The sequence below is a fragment of the Variovorax sp. ISS6 genome (assembly GCF_056523145.1).
In genome coordinates, this window is record NZ_JAWRZC010000002.1 from 852536 (window position 1) to 869919 (window position 17384).

General features: G+C 69.2%; 16 protein-coding genes and 1 pseudogene. 2 read left to right on the plus strand and 15 right to left on the minus strand.

What is annotated here, in order from left to right; genetic code table 11:
• Positions 1-5: 5 nt before the first annotated feature.
• Positions 6-1595 (minus strand): gamma-glutamyltransferase family protein, encoded by a 1590-nt coding sequence (locus AC1HIL_RS35570; RefSeq protein WP_479668893.1) that lies wholly within the window; start codon positions 1593-1595, stop codon positions 6-8.
• Positions 1596-1803: 208 nt separating this feature from the next.
• On the opposite strand from AC1HIL_RS35570, the gene AC1HIL_RS35575 reads away from it, so the two are divergent.
• Positions 1804-2778 (plus strand): Bug family tripartite tricarboxylate transporter substrate binding protein, encoded by a 975-nt coding sequence (locus AC1HIL_RS35575; RefSeq protein WP_479668892.1) that lies wholly within the window; start codon positions 1804-1806, stop codon positions 2776-2778.
• A gap of 25 nt (positions 2779-2803) precedes the next feature.
• On the opposite strand, the gene AC1HIL_RS35580 is transcribed toward AC1HIL_RS35575, so the two are convergent.
• The 10 genes and pseudogenes from AC1HIL_RS35580 to AC1HIL_RS35625 all read right to left on the minus strand — a co-directional run bounded on the left by AC1HIL_RS35580 (position 2804) and on the right by AC1HIL_RS35625 (position 14056).
• Entirely contained in the window at positions 2804-3817 is a 1014-nt protein-coding gene (locus AC1HIL_RS35580; RefSeq protein ID WP_479668891.1) for a rhamnose ABC transporter substrate-binding protein, read from the minus strand.
• A 10-nt stretch (positions 3818-3827) separates the two neighbouring features.
• On the minus strand, positions 3828-4850 hold the full coding sequence (locus AC1HIL_RS35585) for an ABC transporter permease (protein WP_413765114.1): 1023 nt from the start codon (positions 4848-4850) through the stop codon (positions 3828-3830).
• Positions 4847-7393 (minus strand): ATP-binding cassette domain-containing protein, encoded by a 2547-nt coding sequence (locus tag AC1HIL_RS35590; protein ID WP_479668890.1) that lies wholly within the window; start codon positions 7391-7393, stop codon positions 4847-4849. Before AC1HIL_RS35590 ends, AC1HIL_RS35585 begins: the two co-directional genes overlap by 4 nt.
• Before the next feature lie 62 nt (positions 7394-7455).
• Positions 7456-7965, minus strand: coding sequence for a helix-turn-helix domain-containing protein (locus tag AC1HIL_RS35595; protein WP_479668889.1), 510 nt, complete (start codon positions 7963-7965; stop codon positions 7456-7458).
• A gap of 30 nt (positions 7966-7995) precedes the next feature.
• Positions 7996-8445 carry an AraC family ligand binding domain-containing protein gene (locus AC1HIL_RS35600; protein WP_479668888.1) on the minus strand — a complete coding sequence of 150 codons (450 nt, stop codon included), beginning with the start codon at positions 8443-8445 and terminating at the stop codon, positions 7996-7998.
• Positions 8442-9985: pseudogene (gene xylB, locus AC1HIL_RS35605) on the minus strand (xylulokinase). Before xylB ends, AC1HIL_RS35600 begins: the two are co-directional and overlap by 4 nt.
• Before the next feature lie 40 nt (positions 9986-10025).
• Positions 10026-11015, minus strand: a complete 990-nt coding sequence (locus AC1HIL_RS35610) for a LacI family DNA-binding transcriptional regulator (RefSeq protein WP_413765110.1) — start codon at positions 11013-11015, stop codon at positions 10026-10028.
• A 99-nt stretch (positions 11016-11114) separates the two neighbouring features.
• On the minus strand, positions 11115-11912 hold the full coding sequence (locus AC1HIL_RS35615) for an ATP-binding cassette domain-containing protein (protein ID WP_261216354.1): 798 nt from the start codon (positions 11910-11912) through the stop codon (positions 11115-11117).
• 2 nt (positions 11913-11914) lie between these two features.
• On the minus strand, positions 11915-12928 hold the full coding sequence (locus AC1HIL_RS35620; RefSeq protein ID WP_479668887.1) for an ABC transporter permease: 1014 nt from the start codon (positions 12926-12928) through the stop codon (positions 11915-11917).
• A gap of 120 nt (positions 12929-13048) precedes the next feature.
• Complete coding sequence (locus AC1HIL_RS35625) at positions 13049-14056, minus strand: substrate-binding domain-containing protein (protein ID WP_479669647.1); 1008 nt, start codon at positions 14054-14056, stop codon at positions 13049-13051.
• Between the two features lie 252 nt (positions 14057-14308).
• On the opposite strand from AC1HIL_RS35625, the gene AC1HIL_RS35630 reads away from it, so the two are divergent.
• Positions 14309-14695 carry an ester cyclase gene (locus AC1HIL_RS35630; protein ID WP_261216352.1) on the plus strand — a complete coding sequence of 129 codons (387 nt, stop codon included), beginning with the start codon at positions 14309-14311 and terminating at the stop codon, positions 14693-14695.
• Between the two features lie 34 nt (positions 14696-14729).
• On the opposite strand, the gene AC1HIL_RS35635 is transcribed toward AC1HIL_RS35630, so the two are convergent.
• From AC1HIL_RS35635 to AC1HIL_RS35650, 4 genes are all read right to left on the minus strand, one after another.
• Positions 14730-14996, minus strand: a complete 267-nt coding sequence (locus tag AC1HIL_RS35635; RefSeq protein ID WP_261216351.1) for a hypothetical protein — start codon at positions 14994-14996, stop codon at positions 14730-14732.
• 113 nt (positions 14997-15109) lie between these two features.
• Positions 15110-15748 carry an ABC transporter ATP-binding protein gene (locus AC1HIL_RS35640; RefSeq protein ID WP_261216350.1) on the minus strand — a complete coding sequence of 213 codons (639 nt, stop codon included), beginning with the start codon at positions 15746-15748 and terminating at the stop codon, positions 15110-15112.
• Positions 15749-15801: 53 nt separating this feature from the next.
• Positions 15802-16602, minus strand: coding sequence for a transporter substrate-binding domain-containing protein (locus AC1HIL_RS35645; RefSeq protein WP_479668886.1), 801 nt, complete (start codon positions 16600-16602; stop codon positions 15802-15804).
• Between the two features lie 56 nt (positions 16603-16658).
• On the minus strand, positions 16659-17345 hold the full coding sequence (locus AC1HIL_RS35650) for an RraA family protein (protein WP_057596250.1): 687 nt from the start codon (positions 17343-17345) through the stop codon (positions 16659-16661).
• Between the last annotated feature and the right edge of the window lie 39 nt (positions 17346-17384).

The window sequence follows — 17384 nt, forward strand, 5'->3', positions numbered from 1 at the left end:
GACGCTCAGTAGCCGACAGCCAGGCCGTCGCGCCGCCCGTCGGAGGCGGCGATGTAGAAATGTTCGCCGCCGCGCTGCACCAGTTGCGCGGCGCCGAAATCCAGATGCCCGGTCGGCAGTATCTGGACGGCATGCCCCCGGGTCCGCAGCCCTTCGGCGACTTCCGCGGGCATGTGCGCTTCGAGCTTCACGCTGCCGTCGAGCGGCGAGACCATGAACCGCGGCGCGTCGTTCATGGCCTGCGGATTCTGGGAGAAGTCCGCGAGCCTGCACATCATCTGTACATGGCCCTGCGCCTGCATGAACCCACCCATGACGCCGAAGGCCATCACGGGCTGGTGGTCGGGGCCCGTCACGAAGCCGGGAATGATCGTGTGCAGGGGCTTCTTGCCGGGCCCCACTTCATTGGGATGTCCCGGCACGAGGCTGAAGTTCCATCCGCGGTTGTGCAGCGAGATTCCCGTGCCGGGCACGACGATGCCCGAGCCGAAGGCGTAGTAGTTCGACTGGATGAACGAGACCATCATGCCGCCCGCGTCGGCCGCGGCCAGGTACACGGTGCCGCCGGCCCTGGGCGTTCCGGCCTGCGGGCGGCCCGCGCGCGTGGGATCGATGGCAGCGGCGCGTGCGGCCAGGTAGTCGGGGTCGAGCAGCGCACTCGCACTGACCTTCATCAAGCGCGGATCGGCGACATGTGCATGCAGATCGGAGAAGGCCAGCTTCATGGCCTCGATCTGCAGATGCAGCGTCGCTGCGGTATCGAGGCCACTGGCCCGCAGATCGAAATGCCGCAGCATGCCCAGCGCCATCTGGGCCGCGATGCCCTGGCCATTCGGCGGAATCTCGTGCAGCGTGAAGTCGCGGTAGCGCAAGGCCAGCGGCTGGACCCATTCCGCCCGATGCGCGGCCAGGTCCTCCGCGCTCAACGCACCGCCATGGGCCTCGGAATGCTGCAGCATCCGTTGGGCCAGTTCGCCGCGATAGAACGATGCGCCACGGCTCTGCGCAATCTCGGCAAGCGTGCGGGCCTGATCGGCGAAGCGCCAGAGCTCGCCCGCTCGCGGCGCCCGCCCGCCCGGCAGAAAGGCATCGGCAAAGCCGGGCTGGTCGGCCACCAGGGCGGCGAGCTGGGGCCAGACCGAGGCGATCACCGGCGACACGGGAAACCCCTCCCGCGCGTAACGAATCGCCGGCTCGAACAGGCGTTCGAACGGCAGCACGCCGAAGCGCTCCGACAACGCCAGCCATCCGGCCACCTGGCCGGGCACGGTGACCGAATCCCAACCGACGCGCGGCATCTCGGTGCGCCCCGCAAAACGCGAGGGACGCCAGGCCGCGGGTGCCGCGCCGGTGGCATTGAGGCCATGCAGTTCATGGCCGTCCCAGACCAGCGCGTACATGTCGCCGCCGATGCCGTTCATGATGGGCTCGACCACCGTCAATGCAATGGCCGTCGCCAACGCGGCATCGACGGCATTGCCTCCGATCTGCATCATCGAAAGCCCTGCCTGCGCGGCCAGCGGTTGCGAGGTCGAGACCACGTTGCGTGCCAGGGTCGGCATGCGATGCGATGCGTAGGGAAGTGACCAATCCATGGTGTGAAGCCGCTGCGAAGAGGGAAGTCCAGCGTAGCTTCGAGCCATTGCGTTGACAACAAGATCGGGTCGGTATGCGCGGCCGGGGCGCGATGTTTGCCAGTTTTCGATAGTGCGGGGCGCGGGCGCGACCTTAGCCTTCGATCACGGCACCGGCAGTTCGCCGTGTCGACCTTCGGTCCATCCACCTGTCGTGGGGAGTAGAGCCATGAGATTTCATTCACGCCTGTTGCGAGCGCTTCTTCTCTCCGCGCTCACGTGGGCGACGGTCACCGCGTCCCATGCGCAATCCGGCGAGGGGCCCCTGCGCATCGTGGTGGGATTCCCGGCCGGCGGATCGGCCGACACCATCGCTCGCCTGCTGGCCGACAAGTTGCGCCTGGACTTCCAGCGGCCCGTGCTCGTCGACAACCGCCCGGGTGCCGGCGGCCGCATCGCGGCGATGGCGCTCAAGGGTCTTCCTCGGGATGGCTCGGTCGTGATGCTCGCGCCGGACGCGCTGGTCACGACGAACCCGCTGGTCTTCAGGAAGCCCGGCTACGAAGTGGCGGAGCTGGTGCCGATCTCCCTCGTCGCCGAGTTCGCCTTCGCGTTCGCCACCGGCGCGGAGACGGGCGCGAAGAGCTTTCCCGAATACGTCGCATGGGCACGCGCCAATCGCCCGCGCGCGGACTTCGGCTCGCCGGCACCGGGCAGCCCCTTGCACTTCATCGGCCTGATGGTGGGCAAGGACATCGGCGTCGACCTCGTTCATGTGCCGTTTCAAGGCGGACCGCCGCTGCTGACGGCCATGATCGGCGGCCACGTGTCGGCGGGCATCAACACACTGACCGACATGCTCGAGATGCATCGCAACGGCCGGGTGCGAATCCTCGCGGTGCCGGGCAGCACGCGCGACCCGCGGATTCCCGACGTGCCGACGTTCTCCGAGCTGGGGTTCAAGCAGGTCGTCGCGCGCGGCTTCTTCGGCCTCTATGCACCGGCCGGCACGTCGGCCGCCTCGGTCGAGCGCTGGAATGCCGCGATGCGCCGCGTGCTGGTCCTGCCCGAGGTGCGGCAGCGATTGGGCGAGCTCGCCTTCGACCCCAAGCCCAGCTCGCCCGAGGAGCTCGCGAAGAAGGCGAAGGACGAGACCGCCATCTGGGCGCCGGTGATCAAGGCCTCGGGCTTCTCGATGGATTGACGGCGCCCACCGCGGCCGGACCGGCTCAGAACTTGAACTTCTGCAGGTTCTTCGGCGTCACGATCTCGGCCTCTCCCAGCACGATCTCGCCGTTGTCGAGGATGGTGTAGCTGCCCAGGCGGCCCGCCGTGAAGCTCTCGCCCTTCTTGCCGGTGATCTTGCACTGGGCCAGTTGCTGTGCGGCGTGGTAGGCGAGATAGCCGAGGTCGCTCACGTTCCACCAGATGTCCTGCGCGGAGCCGGCTTCGATGTACTTCTTCATGAAGGTCGCGGGTGCGACGCCCGTGAGCTTGATCTTCTGGATGCCGCCCGATTGCTCGAGCGCGCGCGCCGCCGCCGGCAGGCCGATGCCCGCCGGCACCAGGATGCCCTTGAGGTTCGGGAAGGCCTCGGCCAGTGCCAGCGCCTGTTGCTGGTTGATCTGCTCGCTCTCCTCGCCGTAGGCCACCTGCGCCAGCTTCATCTGCGTGAACTTGGGATTGTTCGCGAGTTGCGCCTTCATCACGGAGATCCACGTGTTCTGGTTGGTCGCGGTGGGCGTGCTCGACAGGATCGCGAACTCGCCGCTGTAGCCGATCAACGCGCCCATGCTGTCGAGCATCTGCAGCGCCAGGCTGTCGGAACGCGCCTGGTTGATGAACAGCGTGCGCGCCTCCTTGGTCGCATCGGAGTCGTAGGTCATCACGCGCACGCCCTGGGCACGCGCGCGCCGCAGCGCCGGTGCCAGCGCGTTCGCGTCGGTGCTGGAGACCACGAGCACGTCGACCTTCTGCGCCACCAGCGCATTCACGAACTCGATCTGCGCATCGGCCGTGGCGGTCGAGGGCGCCTGCTGAATCAGCTTGCCGCCGATCTCCTTCTGCGCCTCGAGCGCACCCTGGCGCGCCACATGGAAGTAGGGGTCCGTGTCCATCTTCGGCAGGAAGCCGATGGTGCCCGGCGCCTTCAGGCACGCGGGGTCGGCCGCCGAGGCCGGCAGGGCCGCGGCCATGCAGCCGCAGGCGATCAGGCAGCAAGCGAGGGTCTTCTTCAGTGTCATGGTTGTCTCCTCAGGGGACCGGTCCTTCGATCCGGCGGTTGGAAAAGCGCTGGACGAGCCGTCGCGCGAACGCGGTGTTCGCCAGCCTGCGAATGCCGTTGCTCAGCAACAGCGAAAAGATCAGCAGGAAGCCGATGGCCAGGCCCTGCGCGTCGCCGCCGGTCTGGTTCAGCGCGAGCAGGTTGCGGATCAACGCCACCAGCGCCAGGGCCCAGAAGACGCCGCCCATGCGCCCCCTCCCGCCGAAGACGCTGATGCCGCCGAGCAGCGCGATGGTGATGACATCGAGCTCGAAGCCCAGCCCGTTGCTGGCGCGCGCGCTCGACAGCCGCGCGGTGAGCACCACGCTGGCCAGCGCGCAGACCAGCCCGCTCGCCACGAACATGCCCATGCGCAGCCGCGCCACGCGAATGCCCGTGTAGAGCGCCACGTCGGGATTGCCGCCGATGGCATAGATGCGCCGGCCGGTCGCGGTACGGTGCAGGAACACGGCGAAGACGGGAGCCAGCAGCAGGAAGGGAACGAAGATCCAGGGCACGGCCGTTCCCGGCACGTTGTCGACCCCGAAATCGGTCAGCAGGGCCGGCAATTCACTGACCGAGTCTGTGCCCAGCAGGATGTAGCTCAGCCCGCGGAACAGCGCCATCGTGCCCAGCGTGACCACCAGCGAAGGCAGCAGCAGCCGCGTGACGAGCAGTCCGTTCATCGCGCCGGCGGCCGCGCCCACCGCGAAGGTGGCGGCCACGGCGGCGGCCAGCGGCACCTCGGCGCGCAGCAGCAGCCCCAGCACCACGCTGCACAGGCCGAGGATGCTGGCGACCGAAAGGTCGATCTCGCGCGCGATGATCAACAGCACCATCGGCAGCACCAGCAGCGCCTTCTCGGAGACGCCCGCCGCGATCTGCGACAGGTTGAACGAGGTGGCGAAGCCCGGCACGCGGGCCCACCCGTAGGCCGCCACCAACAGCACCAGCAGCGCGAGAAAACCTTCCCAGCCGGCCGCGCGGCCCAGCCATCGAACGAAGCGGTTCATGCGAGGCTCCTGGTCACGCGCCGGGGTTGGTTGGCGCGCCGCGTCACGACCGCGTCGATCGTGATGGCGGCGAGGATCGCGAGGCCGTAGACGGCCTGCAGCCACAGGGGATCGATGCGCAGCAGCACCAGCCCGTTGCGGATCAGCAGCAGCGCCACCACCCCCAGCACCACGCCGAGCACGGTGCCCGAGCCGCCGCGGATGGCGACACCGCCGACCACCACGGCGGCGATCACGGTGAGCTCGAAGCCGAAGGCGGTGCGCGAATCGATGGTCGCGTAGCGCGACGCCCACATCGCGCCGGTGAAGCCGGCCAGCATGCCGGCGATGCAGAACACGGCGAGCACGCGGCGCCCGATCGGGATGCCGATCAGCCGCGCGCCATCGGGGTTGGAGCCGATCGCATAGACGTCGCGGCCCACGGTCGCATAGCGCAGGCCGAGCCCCACGGCCAGCGCCGCGGCAAGCGCGAGCCAGGCCGTGGCCGGCAGGCCCATCACCGCGCGGCTCGACACCTCGAGCCACGACGCCGGCACCTGGTCGGCGCTGACCTGGCTGCCGCTCGCGAGCATGCTGTCGAGCCCGCGGTACATCGCGAGCGTGCCCAGGGTCACGACGATGGCCGGCACGCCGCCATAGGTGACGATGGCGCCGTTGACCAGCCCGCAGGCCAGGCCCACGCCCACGGCCGCGCCGATGGCAGCGGCCGTGCCGAGCTCGGGATGCGCCCGCATCAATGCCGCGGCCACATAGGCCGACAACCCGATCACCGAGGCGACGGACAGGTCGATGTTGCGGGTCAGCAGCACCAGCATCTGCGCCAGCGCGACGATCAGCAGCAGCCCCGCATCCATCGCCAGCGCGCTCAGGTTGCTGGCGCTCAGCATGCGCGGGTTCAGCAGCGAGACGCCCAGCACCACGGCCGCGATGACCACGAGCAGGCCCAGTTCGCGCCGCGGGAGTGCGGCGGACAGCCGCCGCGCGGCGGTGTTTCGTCCGGCGGTGGCCACGGGGGTCGGCATCGCCACGTCGACGCGCGGCGCCGCCGATGCGGCCGCGCTCGCCCGCCCCGCATCGGTGGCCGCATAGATCACCGACTCCTGCGTGGCCTCGGAACGGTCGAAGCTGCCCGACATGCGCCCCTCGCGCATCACCAGCACGCGATGGCTCATGCCCAGCAACTCGGGCAGCTCCGACGAGATCATCACGATCGCCATGCCGCCGCGCGCCAGGTCCGCCATCATGGCGTGCACCTCGGCCTTGGTCCGCACGTCGACGCCTTGCGTGGGCTCGTCGAGGATCAGCACCTTCGGGCCGGTCGCCAGCCACTTGCTCAGCACCACCTTCTGCTGGTTGCCGCCCGAGAGGTCGCCGATGGGCTGGTCGTAGCTGCGGTAGCGAAGCCGCAGGCGGTCCAGGTGCGGCGTGACCGCGCGCAGCTCGGCCTCGCGGTTCACCAGGCCCGCGCGCTTGACCTGGTCGAGCACCGCCAGGGTGGCGTTGGTGAGGATGCCGAAGTCCATGACCAGGCTCTGGCCCAGGCGGTCCTCCGACACGTAGGCGATGCCCGCCTCCATCGCCTCGGCGGCCGAGGCGAAGACGCGGCGCTCGCCGGCCAGCACGATGTGCCCGCTGGTGGGCCGGTCGATGCCGAAGAGCACGCGGGCGATCTCGGTGCGGCCGCTGCCGACCAGCCCGCCAATGCCGAGGATCTCGCCGGCCTGGAGGTCGAACGACACGTCCTCGAACGCACCGTCGCGCCCGAGTTGCTCCACCTCGAGCACGACCGGACCGGCCGGCGGCGCGAGCGCCGGATACAGGTCCGCCAGTGGACGCCCGATCATCAGCCGCACCGCGCGGTCGTGCGGCATGTCGGCCACCGGCGCGACCTCGACGATGCGGCCGTCGCGCAGCACCGCCACGCGGTCCGACACGCGGTAGATCTCCTCCATGCGGTGGCCCACGAACATCATCGCCACGCCGCGGGTGCGCAGCTGCGCCACGACCTCGAACAGCCGGTCGACCTCGCGCGTGGTCAGCGCGGCGGTGGGCTCGTCCATGATCAGGACGCGAGCCTGCACCGACAGCGCGCGCGCCACTTCCACCAGTTGCTGCTCGGAGCTGCGCAGCCGGCCGAGCGGCGTGCGCGGCGCGCACGACAGGCCCACGGTCTCGAGCAGGCGCTCGGCCTCGGCATGCATGCGGCGATGGTCGAGCGCGCCGAACGGGCTCTTGAGCTGCCGCCCCATGAACAGGTTCTCGGCCACCGAGAGATCGGCGAACAGTCCCGGGTGCTGGTGCATCACGGCAATGCCCATGCGCTGGGCATCGAGCGGCGAGCGCAGCGTGACCGGCTCGCCGCCGACGTGCACCTCGCCGCGCGTGGGCTGGTGCACGCCGGCGAGCAGCTTCACGCAGGTGCTCTTGCCCGCGCCGTTCTCGCCCAGCAGGGCCAGCACCTCGCCGGGCATCAGGTCGAAGGACGCGTCGCTCAGCGCGACCGTGCCGCCGAACTGCTTGGTGACGCCGCGCAGTCCGGCCACGCCGCGGGGGCTCCCCGTAAAGGGAGACGAAAGATCTTGCATGGAGTGCTCGCTGGTAGCGGCTATGCGCCGGCCGATTGGAGGAATGCCTTGTCGCTGCGGTACGCCGCCGGGGTCATCCCGCGAAGCCGGCGAAAGTGGCGGTTGAAGTTCGAGATGTTGTTGAACCCGACCTGGTAGCAGATGCTCGATATCTGCTGGTCGGTGTGACGAAGCAGGTGGCATGCCTTGGTGATGCGCGTGCGCGTCACGAACTCGACGAAGGTGCAGCCCATCACCCGGTGAAAGGAGCGCGAGAAAGTCTGCGCGCCCATGCCCGCGAGCTCGCCCATCCCGCCCAGCGTGAGGTCTTCCATGTAGTGCTCGCAGATGTGGCCGACCACCTTGTCGATCCGGCTCGACAGCCGTTCGGTGACTTCCTGCGATGGCCGCGGGAGCGCGCGGTCCATCGACAGCGGATGGCTCTCGGGCCAGGTCGCGAGGTAGCTCAGCAGTGCCACCAGCTCCGCGAAGCGCGCCAGGCCGCGGTAGGCCCGGATGCGGTGGAAGTGTTCGCGGATCTCCTCCCCCATGCCCGCGAACTCGATCCCGTGGCGTGCCCGCTACAGCAGGCGCAAGGCCTCGCCCAGGTCGGGAAACAGGCCCGCCGCCTGGCGCAAGGCATCGTCGCCGAACTGGATCGCCAGGCTTCGCGCGGCCACGCCGCCCGCCGGTATGTCGTGGGAGACGAAATGGTGCGGCACCGATGGGCCGATCAGCGCGAGGAAGCCCGGCGCGAAATCGACGATCTCGTCGCCGATGTAGGCCTTGCCCCGGGTCTTGACGACCAGGTGCAGCTCGTATTCGTCGTGGTAGTGCCAACGGTCCAGCCGCGACGGCGCGCCGTGCACGAGGCAGCCGATGCCGCTGGATGGCGCGGTCTCGAAGCCCAGCGCCGGGTCGCGCAGCAGTGCGTGTTCGAAGGTGGCCTCGTGCGGCTCGCGCGGATGCGGTGCACCTGCCGGCGCGTACGTGGCGCGGGCGACGGGGGCGAAGGCGGTGGCGATGCTCATTGCACGGGCTCCATGAAGCGGGGAGAAAGCGCCTGCGCACGCGCGCCGAACAGGGGGGCCAGGGCGCGGTACATGTCGCGGAAACTCCGGTAGCGGGTGTCGAACATCGAAGCCAGCGCTTCGTCGGGCTGGTGGCGCGACACCACGCGCGCGGGCCTGCACACGGCCCGTGGGTCATGGCCGAGCGCGAGCCAGCCCAGCCGCGCGGCGCCAAGCGCAGCGCCGAGTTCGCCGCCCGCGAGCCGGTGCACCGGCTTGCCCAGCACGCTGGCGAGCATCTCGGTCCAGTAGATGCTGCGGGCGCCCCCGCCGACGACGGCCAGGGAGGCGATGCGCGTGCCGGTCGACTCGATCGCGGCCATGGCATCGCGCAGGCCGAAGCATACGCCTTCGAGCACCGAGTGCCCGAGCAGCGCGGCGTTCGTGTCGTGCGACAGGCCGAAGAAGACGCCGCGCGCGTCCACGTCGTTGTGCGGCGTGCGCTCGCCCGACAGATAGGGCAGGAAAAGGGGCGCCTGTGCCGGATGCAAGGCCTGCGCGGGATGGCCCCCTCGTGCCATGTTGCCTTCGATCACGCGCAGCAACGCGTCTTCGTCGGGCTCGCCGACGACGCGACTGATCCAGCGCAGGCAGCTCGCGCCCGAGAGCATCGCGCCCATCTGGTACCAGCGCCCGGGCAGCGCATGGCACCAGGCGTGGATCGACGCCGCCTCGTCGATGGCGGCGTGGCCCGTCACGGCCACGATCGATGCGCTGGTGCTCAGGTTGACGAAGGCCTCGCCCAGTTCGATCGAGCCGATGCCCAGGCCCGACACCGGCGTGTCGCCGCCGCCGGCAGCCACCACGACGCCGGCCGCCAGGCCGAGCTCGGCCGCGACCTGCGGCAGCAGCGTCGCGCCCGGCTCGATGGACTCGCGCACGCGCGGCAGTTGCGAGAGCGCGAGGCCGCTGGCCGCGACCAGCGGTTCGCTCCAGCAGCGCCGCTTCACGTCGAACCACAGCGTGCCCGCCGCATCCGAGACGTCGGTGGCGCGTTCGCCGGTCAGGCGCAGCCGCAGGTAGTCCTTGGGCGACAGCACGCAGTCGATGGCGGCGAAGCGCTCGGGCTCGTGCCGCGCCATCCAGCGCAGCTTGGGCGCGGTGAGGCCGGCCATCGGCCGGCTGCCGGCGATCGCCGCCACCTGCGGCACCGCGGCTTCGATCTCCCGGCTTTCCTTCACCGCGCGCCCGTCGTTGTGCAGCATCGCCGGGCGGATCGGCTGGTCGTCGCGGTCCAGCACGACCGCGCCGTGCATCTGGCCCGTGAGGCCGATGCAGGCGATGCACGGCCAGGCCCGTGGACAGGCGTTGCGCAGGTCGGCCAGCGCCTCGCGCACGCGGCCCACCACTGGCGGGGATGCTGCTCCGACCAGTCGGGCTGCGGACGGGAGATCGGCAGGCGCTTGTCGACATGGCAGAGCACCGTGCCGTCCTCGTCCAGCAGCAGCACCTTTACCGCGGAGGTGCCGAGATCGATCCCCAGCGAAACGTTCGTGCTCATGCGGGGATCGCTCCCCGCATGGCGCGCCGGTCAGCGTCGGCTAGGCACAGCCACAGGAACGGCGCACCATGAAGGTCGGCGCCAGGCGAACGGTCTGCCGTGGACCGTCGGGCGCCTTGATGCGCTTGTTGAGCAGCTTCATCGCGCGCAGGCCGATGTCCTGCACCGGCTGTGCCATGACCGTGAGGCGTGGCTCGAAGTACTCGGCCCAGTCGAAATCGTCGAAGCCCACCACGGCCACGGCATCGGGGATGTCCAGGCCCGCCTCGCGGATCGCGCTGACCACGCCGATGGTCATCAGGTTGTTGGCCGAGACGATGGCCGTGGGCGGCTCGGGCAGCGCCAGCAGCGCCTTCACCGCCTCGCGCGCCGGCCCGATCGTCGACTGCCCCTCGCGCACCAGCGATGCATCCCAGGGCAGCCCGGCCTGCGCCAGCGCGTCGCGGTAGCCCTGCAGGCGTTCCATGGAGGTCGAGAGCTCCGGCGCCCCCGAGACGAAGCCGATGCGCCGGTGGCCATGCCCGACCAGGTGCGCGACCATCTGCGCGGTCGATGCCACGTTCTCCACGCCGACCTGGTCGAAGTCCGTCGACATGAGCCGATCGACCAGCACCGTGGGCACATTGGCTTCCTGCAGGTACTTCAGCGCCCGCCGCTCGGGATCGGCGGCCGGGGCGAACAGGATGCCGTCCACGCGGCGCTGGTGCAGCGTCTTGATGGCCCGCAGCTCCTGGGCCGGATCGTCGTGCGTGTCCACGAACAGCATCGCCAGCCCGAGCCGGCTGCACTCGGCTTCGATCGCATGCACCGTGCCCGAGAAGTAGTGGTTCGACACCGCCGCGATCGCGACGCCGATCGTGCTCGAGGCCGAGCGCGCCAGCGAGCGCGCGAGGATGTTCGGCGTGTAGCCGACCTTGGCGATCGCCGCCTCGACGGCGCGCACCGTGTCCGGATGGACCACGCGGGTGCCGTTCAGCACATGCGACACGGTGGCTGTGGAGACCTTCGCCGCGAGCGCGACGTCGTTCATGGTTGGCAAGGGGAAGCTGCTCCTGTTGATCGCCCGGCGCCAAAAGCCGGGCGGACACGATTATTCCCTCGAACGGGGAGCTCCCTGGATGCATCTTGCTCAAGCCAGTGCCTCCGCGGGGAGGTCCTCGGGCCGCTTCGCACCGGTCATGACCGCGACCACGTCGCTCATGCCGATCGCGTTGGGGTTGACCACCGCGGCGCGGCGGCCGAGCCGCGCGATGTGGATGCGGTCGGCGATCTCGAACACGTGAGGCATGTTGTGGCTGATCAGGATGACCGGCAGCCCCTTGTCGCGCACGCGCCGGATCAGCTCGAGCACCATGTTGCCCTCCTTCACGCCGAGCGCGGCCGTGGGCTCGTCGAGGATCACCACGTGCCGCGCGAAGGCGGCGCTGCGCGCGACCGCCACGCCCTGGCGCTGGCCGCCCGAGAGCGTCTCCACCGCCTGCACCATCGAGCGGATGCCGATCTGCAGCAGCTTCATGTGCGCCTCGGCTTCGGCCAGCATGCGCTTCTTGTCGATGATGCGGAACAGCCGGCCCAGCAGGCTGTCGCGCAGCAGCTCGCGGCCGAGGAACAGGTTCTCGGCGATGGTCATGGCGGGCGCCACGGCGAGGTCCTGGTACACCGTCTCAATGCCCTTGCGGCGCGCATCCATCGGCGACTTGAACTGCACGGGCCGGCCGTCGAGCAGGATCTCGCCCTCGTCCGGAATGGTCGCGCCCGACAGCGCCTTGATCAGCGAGGACTTGCCTGCGCCGTTGTCGCCGATCACCGCGAGGATCTCTCCGGCGCGCAGGTCGAAGTCGGCGCCGTCCAGCGCCGTGACCTGGCCGTAGCGCTTGACCAGGCCGCGCGCCTGCATCACGAGCGGGGGAGGTGTTCTGGCGTTCATGTTCATCCCTTCTTACGCGAGAGTTCGTCGGTGGCCACCGCGAGGATCACCAGCACGCCGGTGATCAGCACCTGGTAGACCGAGGACACGCCCATCAGCGTGAGCCCGTTGCGGAACACGCCCACGATCAGCGCGCCGAGCAGCGTGCCCAGGAGGAGGCCGCGCCCGCCGAACAGGCTGGTGCCGCCGAGCACCACGGCCGTGATGGCGTCGAGGTTCTCCGTCTGCCCCGCGTTGGGGTCGCCCACGCTGGTGCGCGCCACGGACAGCAGGGCCGCGATGCCGTAGAACAGGCCGGCGACCATGTAGACGCCGAGCAGCACGCGATCGGTGGAGATGCCGGTCAGGCGCGTGGCCTCGGGGTTGTTGCCCACCGCATAGACATGACGGCCGGGCCGTGTGTCGCGCAGCACCCACCACATCAGCGCATAGAGGCCGAGCATGAGCACGGTGCCGTAGTTGATCTCCACGCCGCCCATCGACACCGTGCCGCCGAACCAGGTGAACGGCGACGGAAGATCGGTCACGGTCTGCGCATTGGAGTAGAGCTGCGTGATCGCGAACGCGATGTTCATCGTGCCGAGCGTGACGATGAAGGCCGGCAGCCGTACCCGCGTCACGAGCAGGCCGTTGAGCAGGCCGAAGGCCACGCACACCAGCATGCCGCAGGCGATCGCGAGATAGGGATCGAGGCCGGCGGCCGTCGCGAGCTTCGTCATGACGATGCCGCAGAGCGCCATCACCATGCCGCACGAGAGATCGATGCCGGCCGTGAGGATCACCAGGGTCTGGCCGATGGCGATGGTGCCGACCACCATCACCTGCTGCAGCACCAGCGAGAAGTTCTCGACGCTCAGGAAGCGATCGCTCTGGAACGAGAAGAAGGTGCAGGCCAGCAGCAGCGCGATGACCGGTCCGAGCGAGGACAGCCGGGGCAGGCGATGCCGCAGGCTCGGGCCCGGCGACGGGCCGGCCGTTCGGCCGAGCGACGATGAAGTGGGGGATGCATGGCTCATGGCGGCCTCGTGGTTGGCGGTGGTGCCCTGCGTGCGGCATGGCTGCGCCCGACCGCCATGCGAGCCATGGCGGCTGGAGGAAGAAACGGGTGAACGGTGGCCGGGTGCTCGCGCGTGCGCCTACTTGGCGCCCCAGCACAGCCCGAGGCCGACGGCGCTGTCCTTGCTGTCGATGCCGGGCATGGGCTTGTCGGTGATCAGCGTGACGCCCGTGTCGGTGTAGCCGCTGGCCTTCTTGCCGGTCTTCGCGAAGGCGATGCCGGCCTCGACGCCGAGGCTCGCCATGCGCAGCGGATACTGCTGCGAGGTCGCGTCGATCATGCCGGCCTTGAGGTTCTTCACGCCGGTACATCCGCCGTCGACCGCGACGATGACGACACCCTTCTCCTTGCCCGCCTTCTTCAGCGCCTGGTACGCGCCGGCGGCGGCGGGTTCGTTGATCGCGTAGACGAGGTTGATGTCGGGAGACTTCTGCAGGCAGTTCTCCATCGCGGTCTGCCCGCGCGGCTGGTCGCCGTAGCTGTCGGCCATGCAGACCACCTCGGGCGCGGTCGACAGCTGGTTGCTCCTGGCATCGGCCACGCCGGGCAGGCCGAAGCCCGCGAGGAAGCCGTTGTGCCGCTGCGCGCCCACCGGGTGCCCGGGGAACAGGTCGATGGTCGCGATCTTCGCGGGCTTCCCGCCGAGTGCCGCCTTCGCATACCGGCCGATCAACTCGCCGGCCGTGTAGTTGTTGGTCGCGAAGAGCGCGTCGCTGGCCTCGATGGGATCGGTCGGGCTGTCGAGCGCGATGACCATCACGCCCTTGGCCTGCGCCCGCTTGATCGTCGGCACGATCGCCTTCGAGTCGCTCGGGGTGATGAGCATCGTCGTGGCACCCGCCGCGAGCATGTTCTCGATGGCCGTGACCTGACCGGCGTTGTCGTTGTCGAACTTGCCGGCACCCGTGAGCAGCTTCGCGCCACCGGCGTCCGCGGCCTGTTTGGCGCCTTCCTTCATCTTCACGAAGTAGGGGTTGGTGTCGGCTTTCGTGACCAGGCCGATGACGGGCTGGGCAGCGAAGGCGCCGGGTATCGCCGAGTGGGCGAACACGACGGCGATGCACGCCGCGGCGTGGCGAATCTTTATCAGCACTCTTGCCTCCTTGAAAACGGCATTCACCGCCGTTGGAGGCATTTTTCAACGACGTAAGCGCTTGCGCAAGCGCTTAACATTGCCAGATTCCTAGGGAAAACCAGACCATCGCGGGCTGACCGGCACGGAATGAGAACTGCGTCACACTTTGAAGGCCCGGGGAGTTCGGCCGGCGCGCTGCTGGCAAATGCGCCGATTCGCCGCCCGGCGCGAGACGCGGCGCATGCCGGCTCCTATGCTGCGTTCATGACCGCCTCCGACCTCGCCACCCTCTACCGCCACTACATCGACTGCCTCAACGCCCAGGACTGGGCGCGCCTGGGCGACTTCGTGCACGACGACGTCCGGCGCAACGGCGTCCGGCTCGGGCTCGCCGGCTACAGGGAGATGCTCGAGACCGATTTCGCGCAGATCCCCGACCTGCGCTTCCTCATCGACTTGCTCGTGAGCGAGCCGCCCCGCATCGCGAGCCGGCTCGCGTTCGAATGCACGCCCAAGGGCCTGTTCATGGGACTGCCGGTGAATGGCCGGCGCATCGCGTTCGCCGAGAACGTCTTCTATGAGGTCGCCGACCAGCGGATCCGCGAGGTGTGGTCGGTGATCGACAAGGCATCGATCGAGGGACAGCTCTGACCGGGTGCGCGGGCCTCTGGCGCGGCCCCTTCGTTCACACCGGCGCGCGTGCTTCGTCCTTGTTTCTCACGCAGTACTCGAGCGCCGCCTCGAGCATCGGCCAGTTGGCGAACACGTAGACCCGTTCGACCCGGTCCCAGCGCCCACCGAATTCCTTGAGCGTCAGCGCGAGCCCGGAGAGGCTGCCCAACACGGCGGGCTTGGATTTTCCATAGGGTTCGCAGTGCTCGGCCACTGTGCAGCCAAGCCGCGCCGCAAGGCCCTGCGCGCGGTCCGTACCGCTCGAAGGAGGAAGAAGCATGCGCGGATTTTCGCAAAAGCCCGGGGGCGCATGTTTCTCGTCGCATCCCCCAAACGTGGGGTTGTCAACCGCGATGCCGGTGTTCGGGCCGCGCTGGCTACCGAAAGCTGGCCTCAGGATGAGGGCAGTTCGATCAGTCCCGCGAGCGGCACCGCCTCGATCCGTTCGGCGCTTGCGATCACGATCGCGCGGTCGGACCGGCCGGCGCTCTCGGAGAGGGTGCGCCACAGACAGCGGATCGAGTTGGCATCGAGCGCCGCGGTGGGTTCGTCGAGCAAGATGAGTGCACGCCCCGAGGCCAGTGCCGCCGCCAGCCAGACTTTTCGTTTCGACCCGGTGGAGAGCATGTACATCGGCTTCTCGAGGTGCGGCGTCAGGGAGAAGCCCTCCACGAGCGCTTGCCACTTCGATGCATCGAAGCCTGGGTCGCCGGCACTCAACGATGCGGTGCACTGCGTCGCCGGGATCTCATTGAAGGCGTCGGTCTCCGGGTCGACGAAGAACAGGTTCCTGGCATAGGCGTCCCGGTCTTCGTCCAGGCGCGCTCCAGCGAGGTCCAGCTGGCCTTCGCCGCGAAGCTTCCCCGCCAGCAGCCGGAGCAGCGTCGACTTTCCGCTGCCGTCGTCACCGTGGATCTGGGTCACCCCGGCGCCGACGCTGGCGTTCCAGGCGGACAGGAGCGCGGGCCGCCCGGGGTAGGCGAAGCTCAGGCTCCTGACGACGAGAAGTGGCGAGACAGACGCTGGGTTCATGCCTCGACCCTAACGCAAAACCGGCGCGTGCCGCGCTCGTCGGGTCGACGCTCTCAGGACGCCGCGATCACCGGAAAGTCCGTCCCCAGCCACTTCTGATAGAGCTTGTTGAGCTCGCCGTTCGCGCGGTTGCGCGCGACGAACTCGTCGAGCGTCTTCTTGAGCTCGGCCTGGCCGGGCCGCATGGCGATGGCCATGACCTGCTCGCGCACGGTGAACTTCTTCTCGTAGGTGTCGGGCGGCACGCGCTTGGCGATCTGCGCGGCTACGGTGGTGGAACAGCCGATCGCATCGACCTGGCCCGAGATCAGCGCCTGCATGCCCGAGGCATCGTCGTCGAAGCGGCGGATCTCGGTGCCCTCGGGTGCCATGGCGGTCAGCGCCACGTCCTGGACGCTCGCGCGCGCCACCCCGATGCGCCGTCCCTTGAGGTCGGCCGCGCTCTTGATGTCGACCTTCTTCGCGCCGTACAGGATCACGGTGGCGGTCGCATAGAGCGCCGAGAAGTCGACCTGCTTGGCGCGCTCGGGCGTGATCGCGAGCGAGGCCACGAGCAGGTCGACCTTGTTGGTCAGCAGGAACGGGATGCGGTTGGGCCCGGTGACGGGCACGAGGTTGAGCTTGACGCCGAGGTCCTTGGCCAGCAGCCGCGCGACGTCGGCGTCATAGCCGTCAGGCTGGTTCTGCGCATTGGTGGTGCCGTAGGGCGGAAAGTCCACGAGCAGCCCGACCGTGAGCTGGCCCTTCTTCTGGATTTCCGCGGCGCTTTGCGCCACGGCGCCGCCGGACAGGCCGGCCATGGCGGCGCCGGCCGCGACCGCCAGCAGCTGCCGGCGCGACATCGAATCGAACATCTGAGTCTCCTTGTGAATGGGGCGGCGGGGTACGAGAGAGAAGCGAGGCGGTCCCGTCACATCACGCCGAAGGTTTCGAAGGCCTCGACCGTGCTCATCCCGTTGCGGATGGCGGTGCGCACCGCGTTCTCGGTGCTGGCCTTCTCGAGCGCGCGGCGGAAGGCCTCGACCTCGGCCTCCTTCGGCACGATCAGCACGCCGTCCTGGTCGCCGAACACGATGTCGCCCGGACGCACGCGCACGCCCTGGATCTCCACCGGCACGCGGTAGTCGACCACCTTGCCGCGCGGGCCCTGGTCCTGCGAATAGCCGCCGAGCGAGAAGACCGGCAGGCCCAGCTCGAGCACCTCGTTGGTGTCGCGCGAGTAGCCGTCGAGCACGGCGCCCGCCGCCTTCAGGTGCTGGGCCCGCGTCGTCATGAGCCCGCCCCAGAGCGCGAACTGCGGCGCGCAGCCGGTCGCGACATAGACCTCGTGGGGCTTCAAATCGTCGAGCGCCTGGAACAGCAGCCCGAAGGGTTGCCGGCTCAGCGGCGTCTTGCCCTCGGGCTCGGTGCGCGCGAAGCAGTTGGTCTCGAGCACCGGCATCGCGCGGCCCGCGATCACCATCGAGCGCTCCACCGGCCGGATGGCGGGCGGCAGGAACTGCCGCAAGAGCCCCATGGTGTCGAGGATGTCGCCCACCACGGCGGGGAACAGCTTGGTCTTCATGAGCTGGAACAGCTCGTCATCGTCTTTCCACATGCTTGTCTCGTTCGTTCGGTCGGCCGGTGATCAATGGCC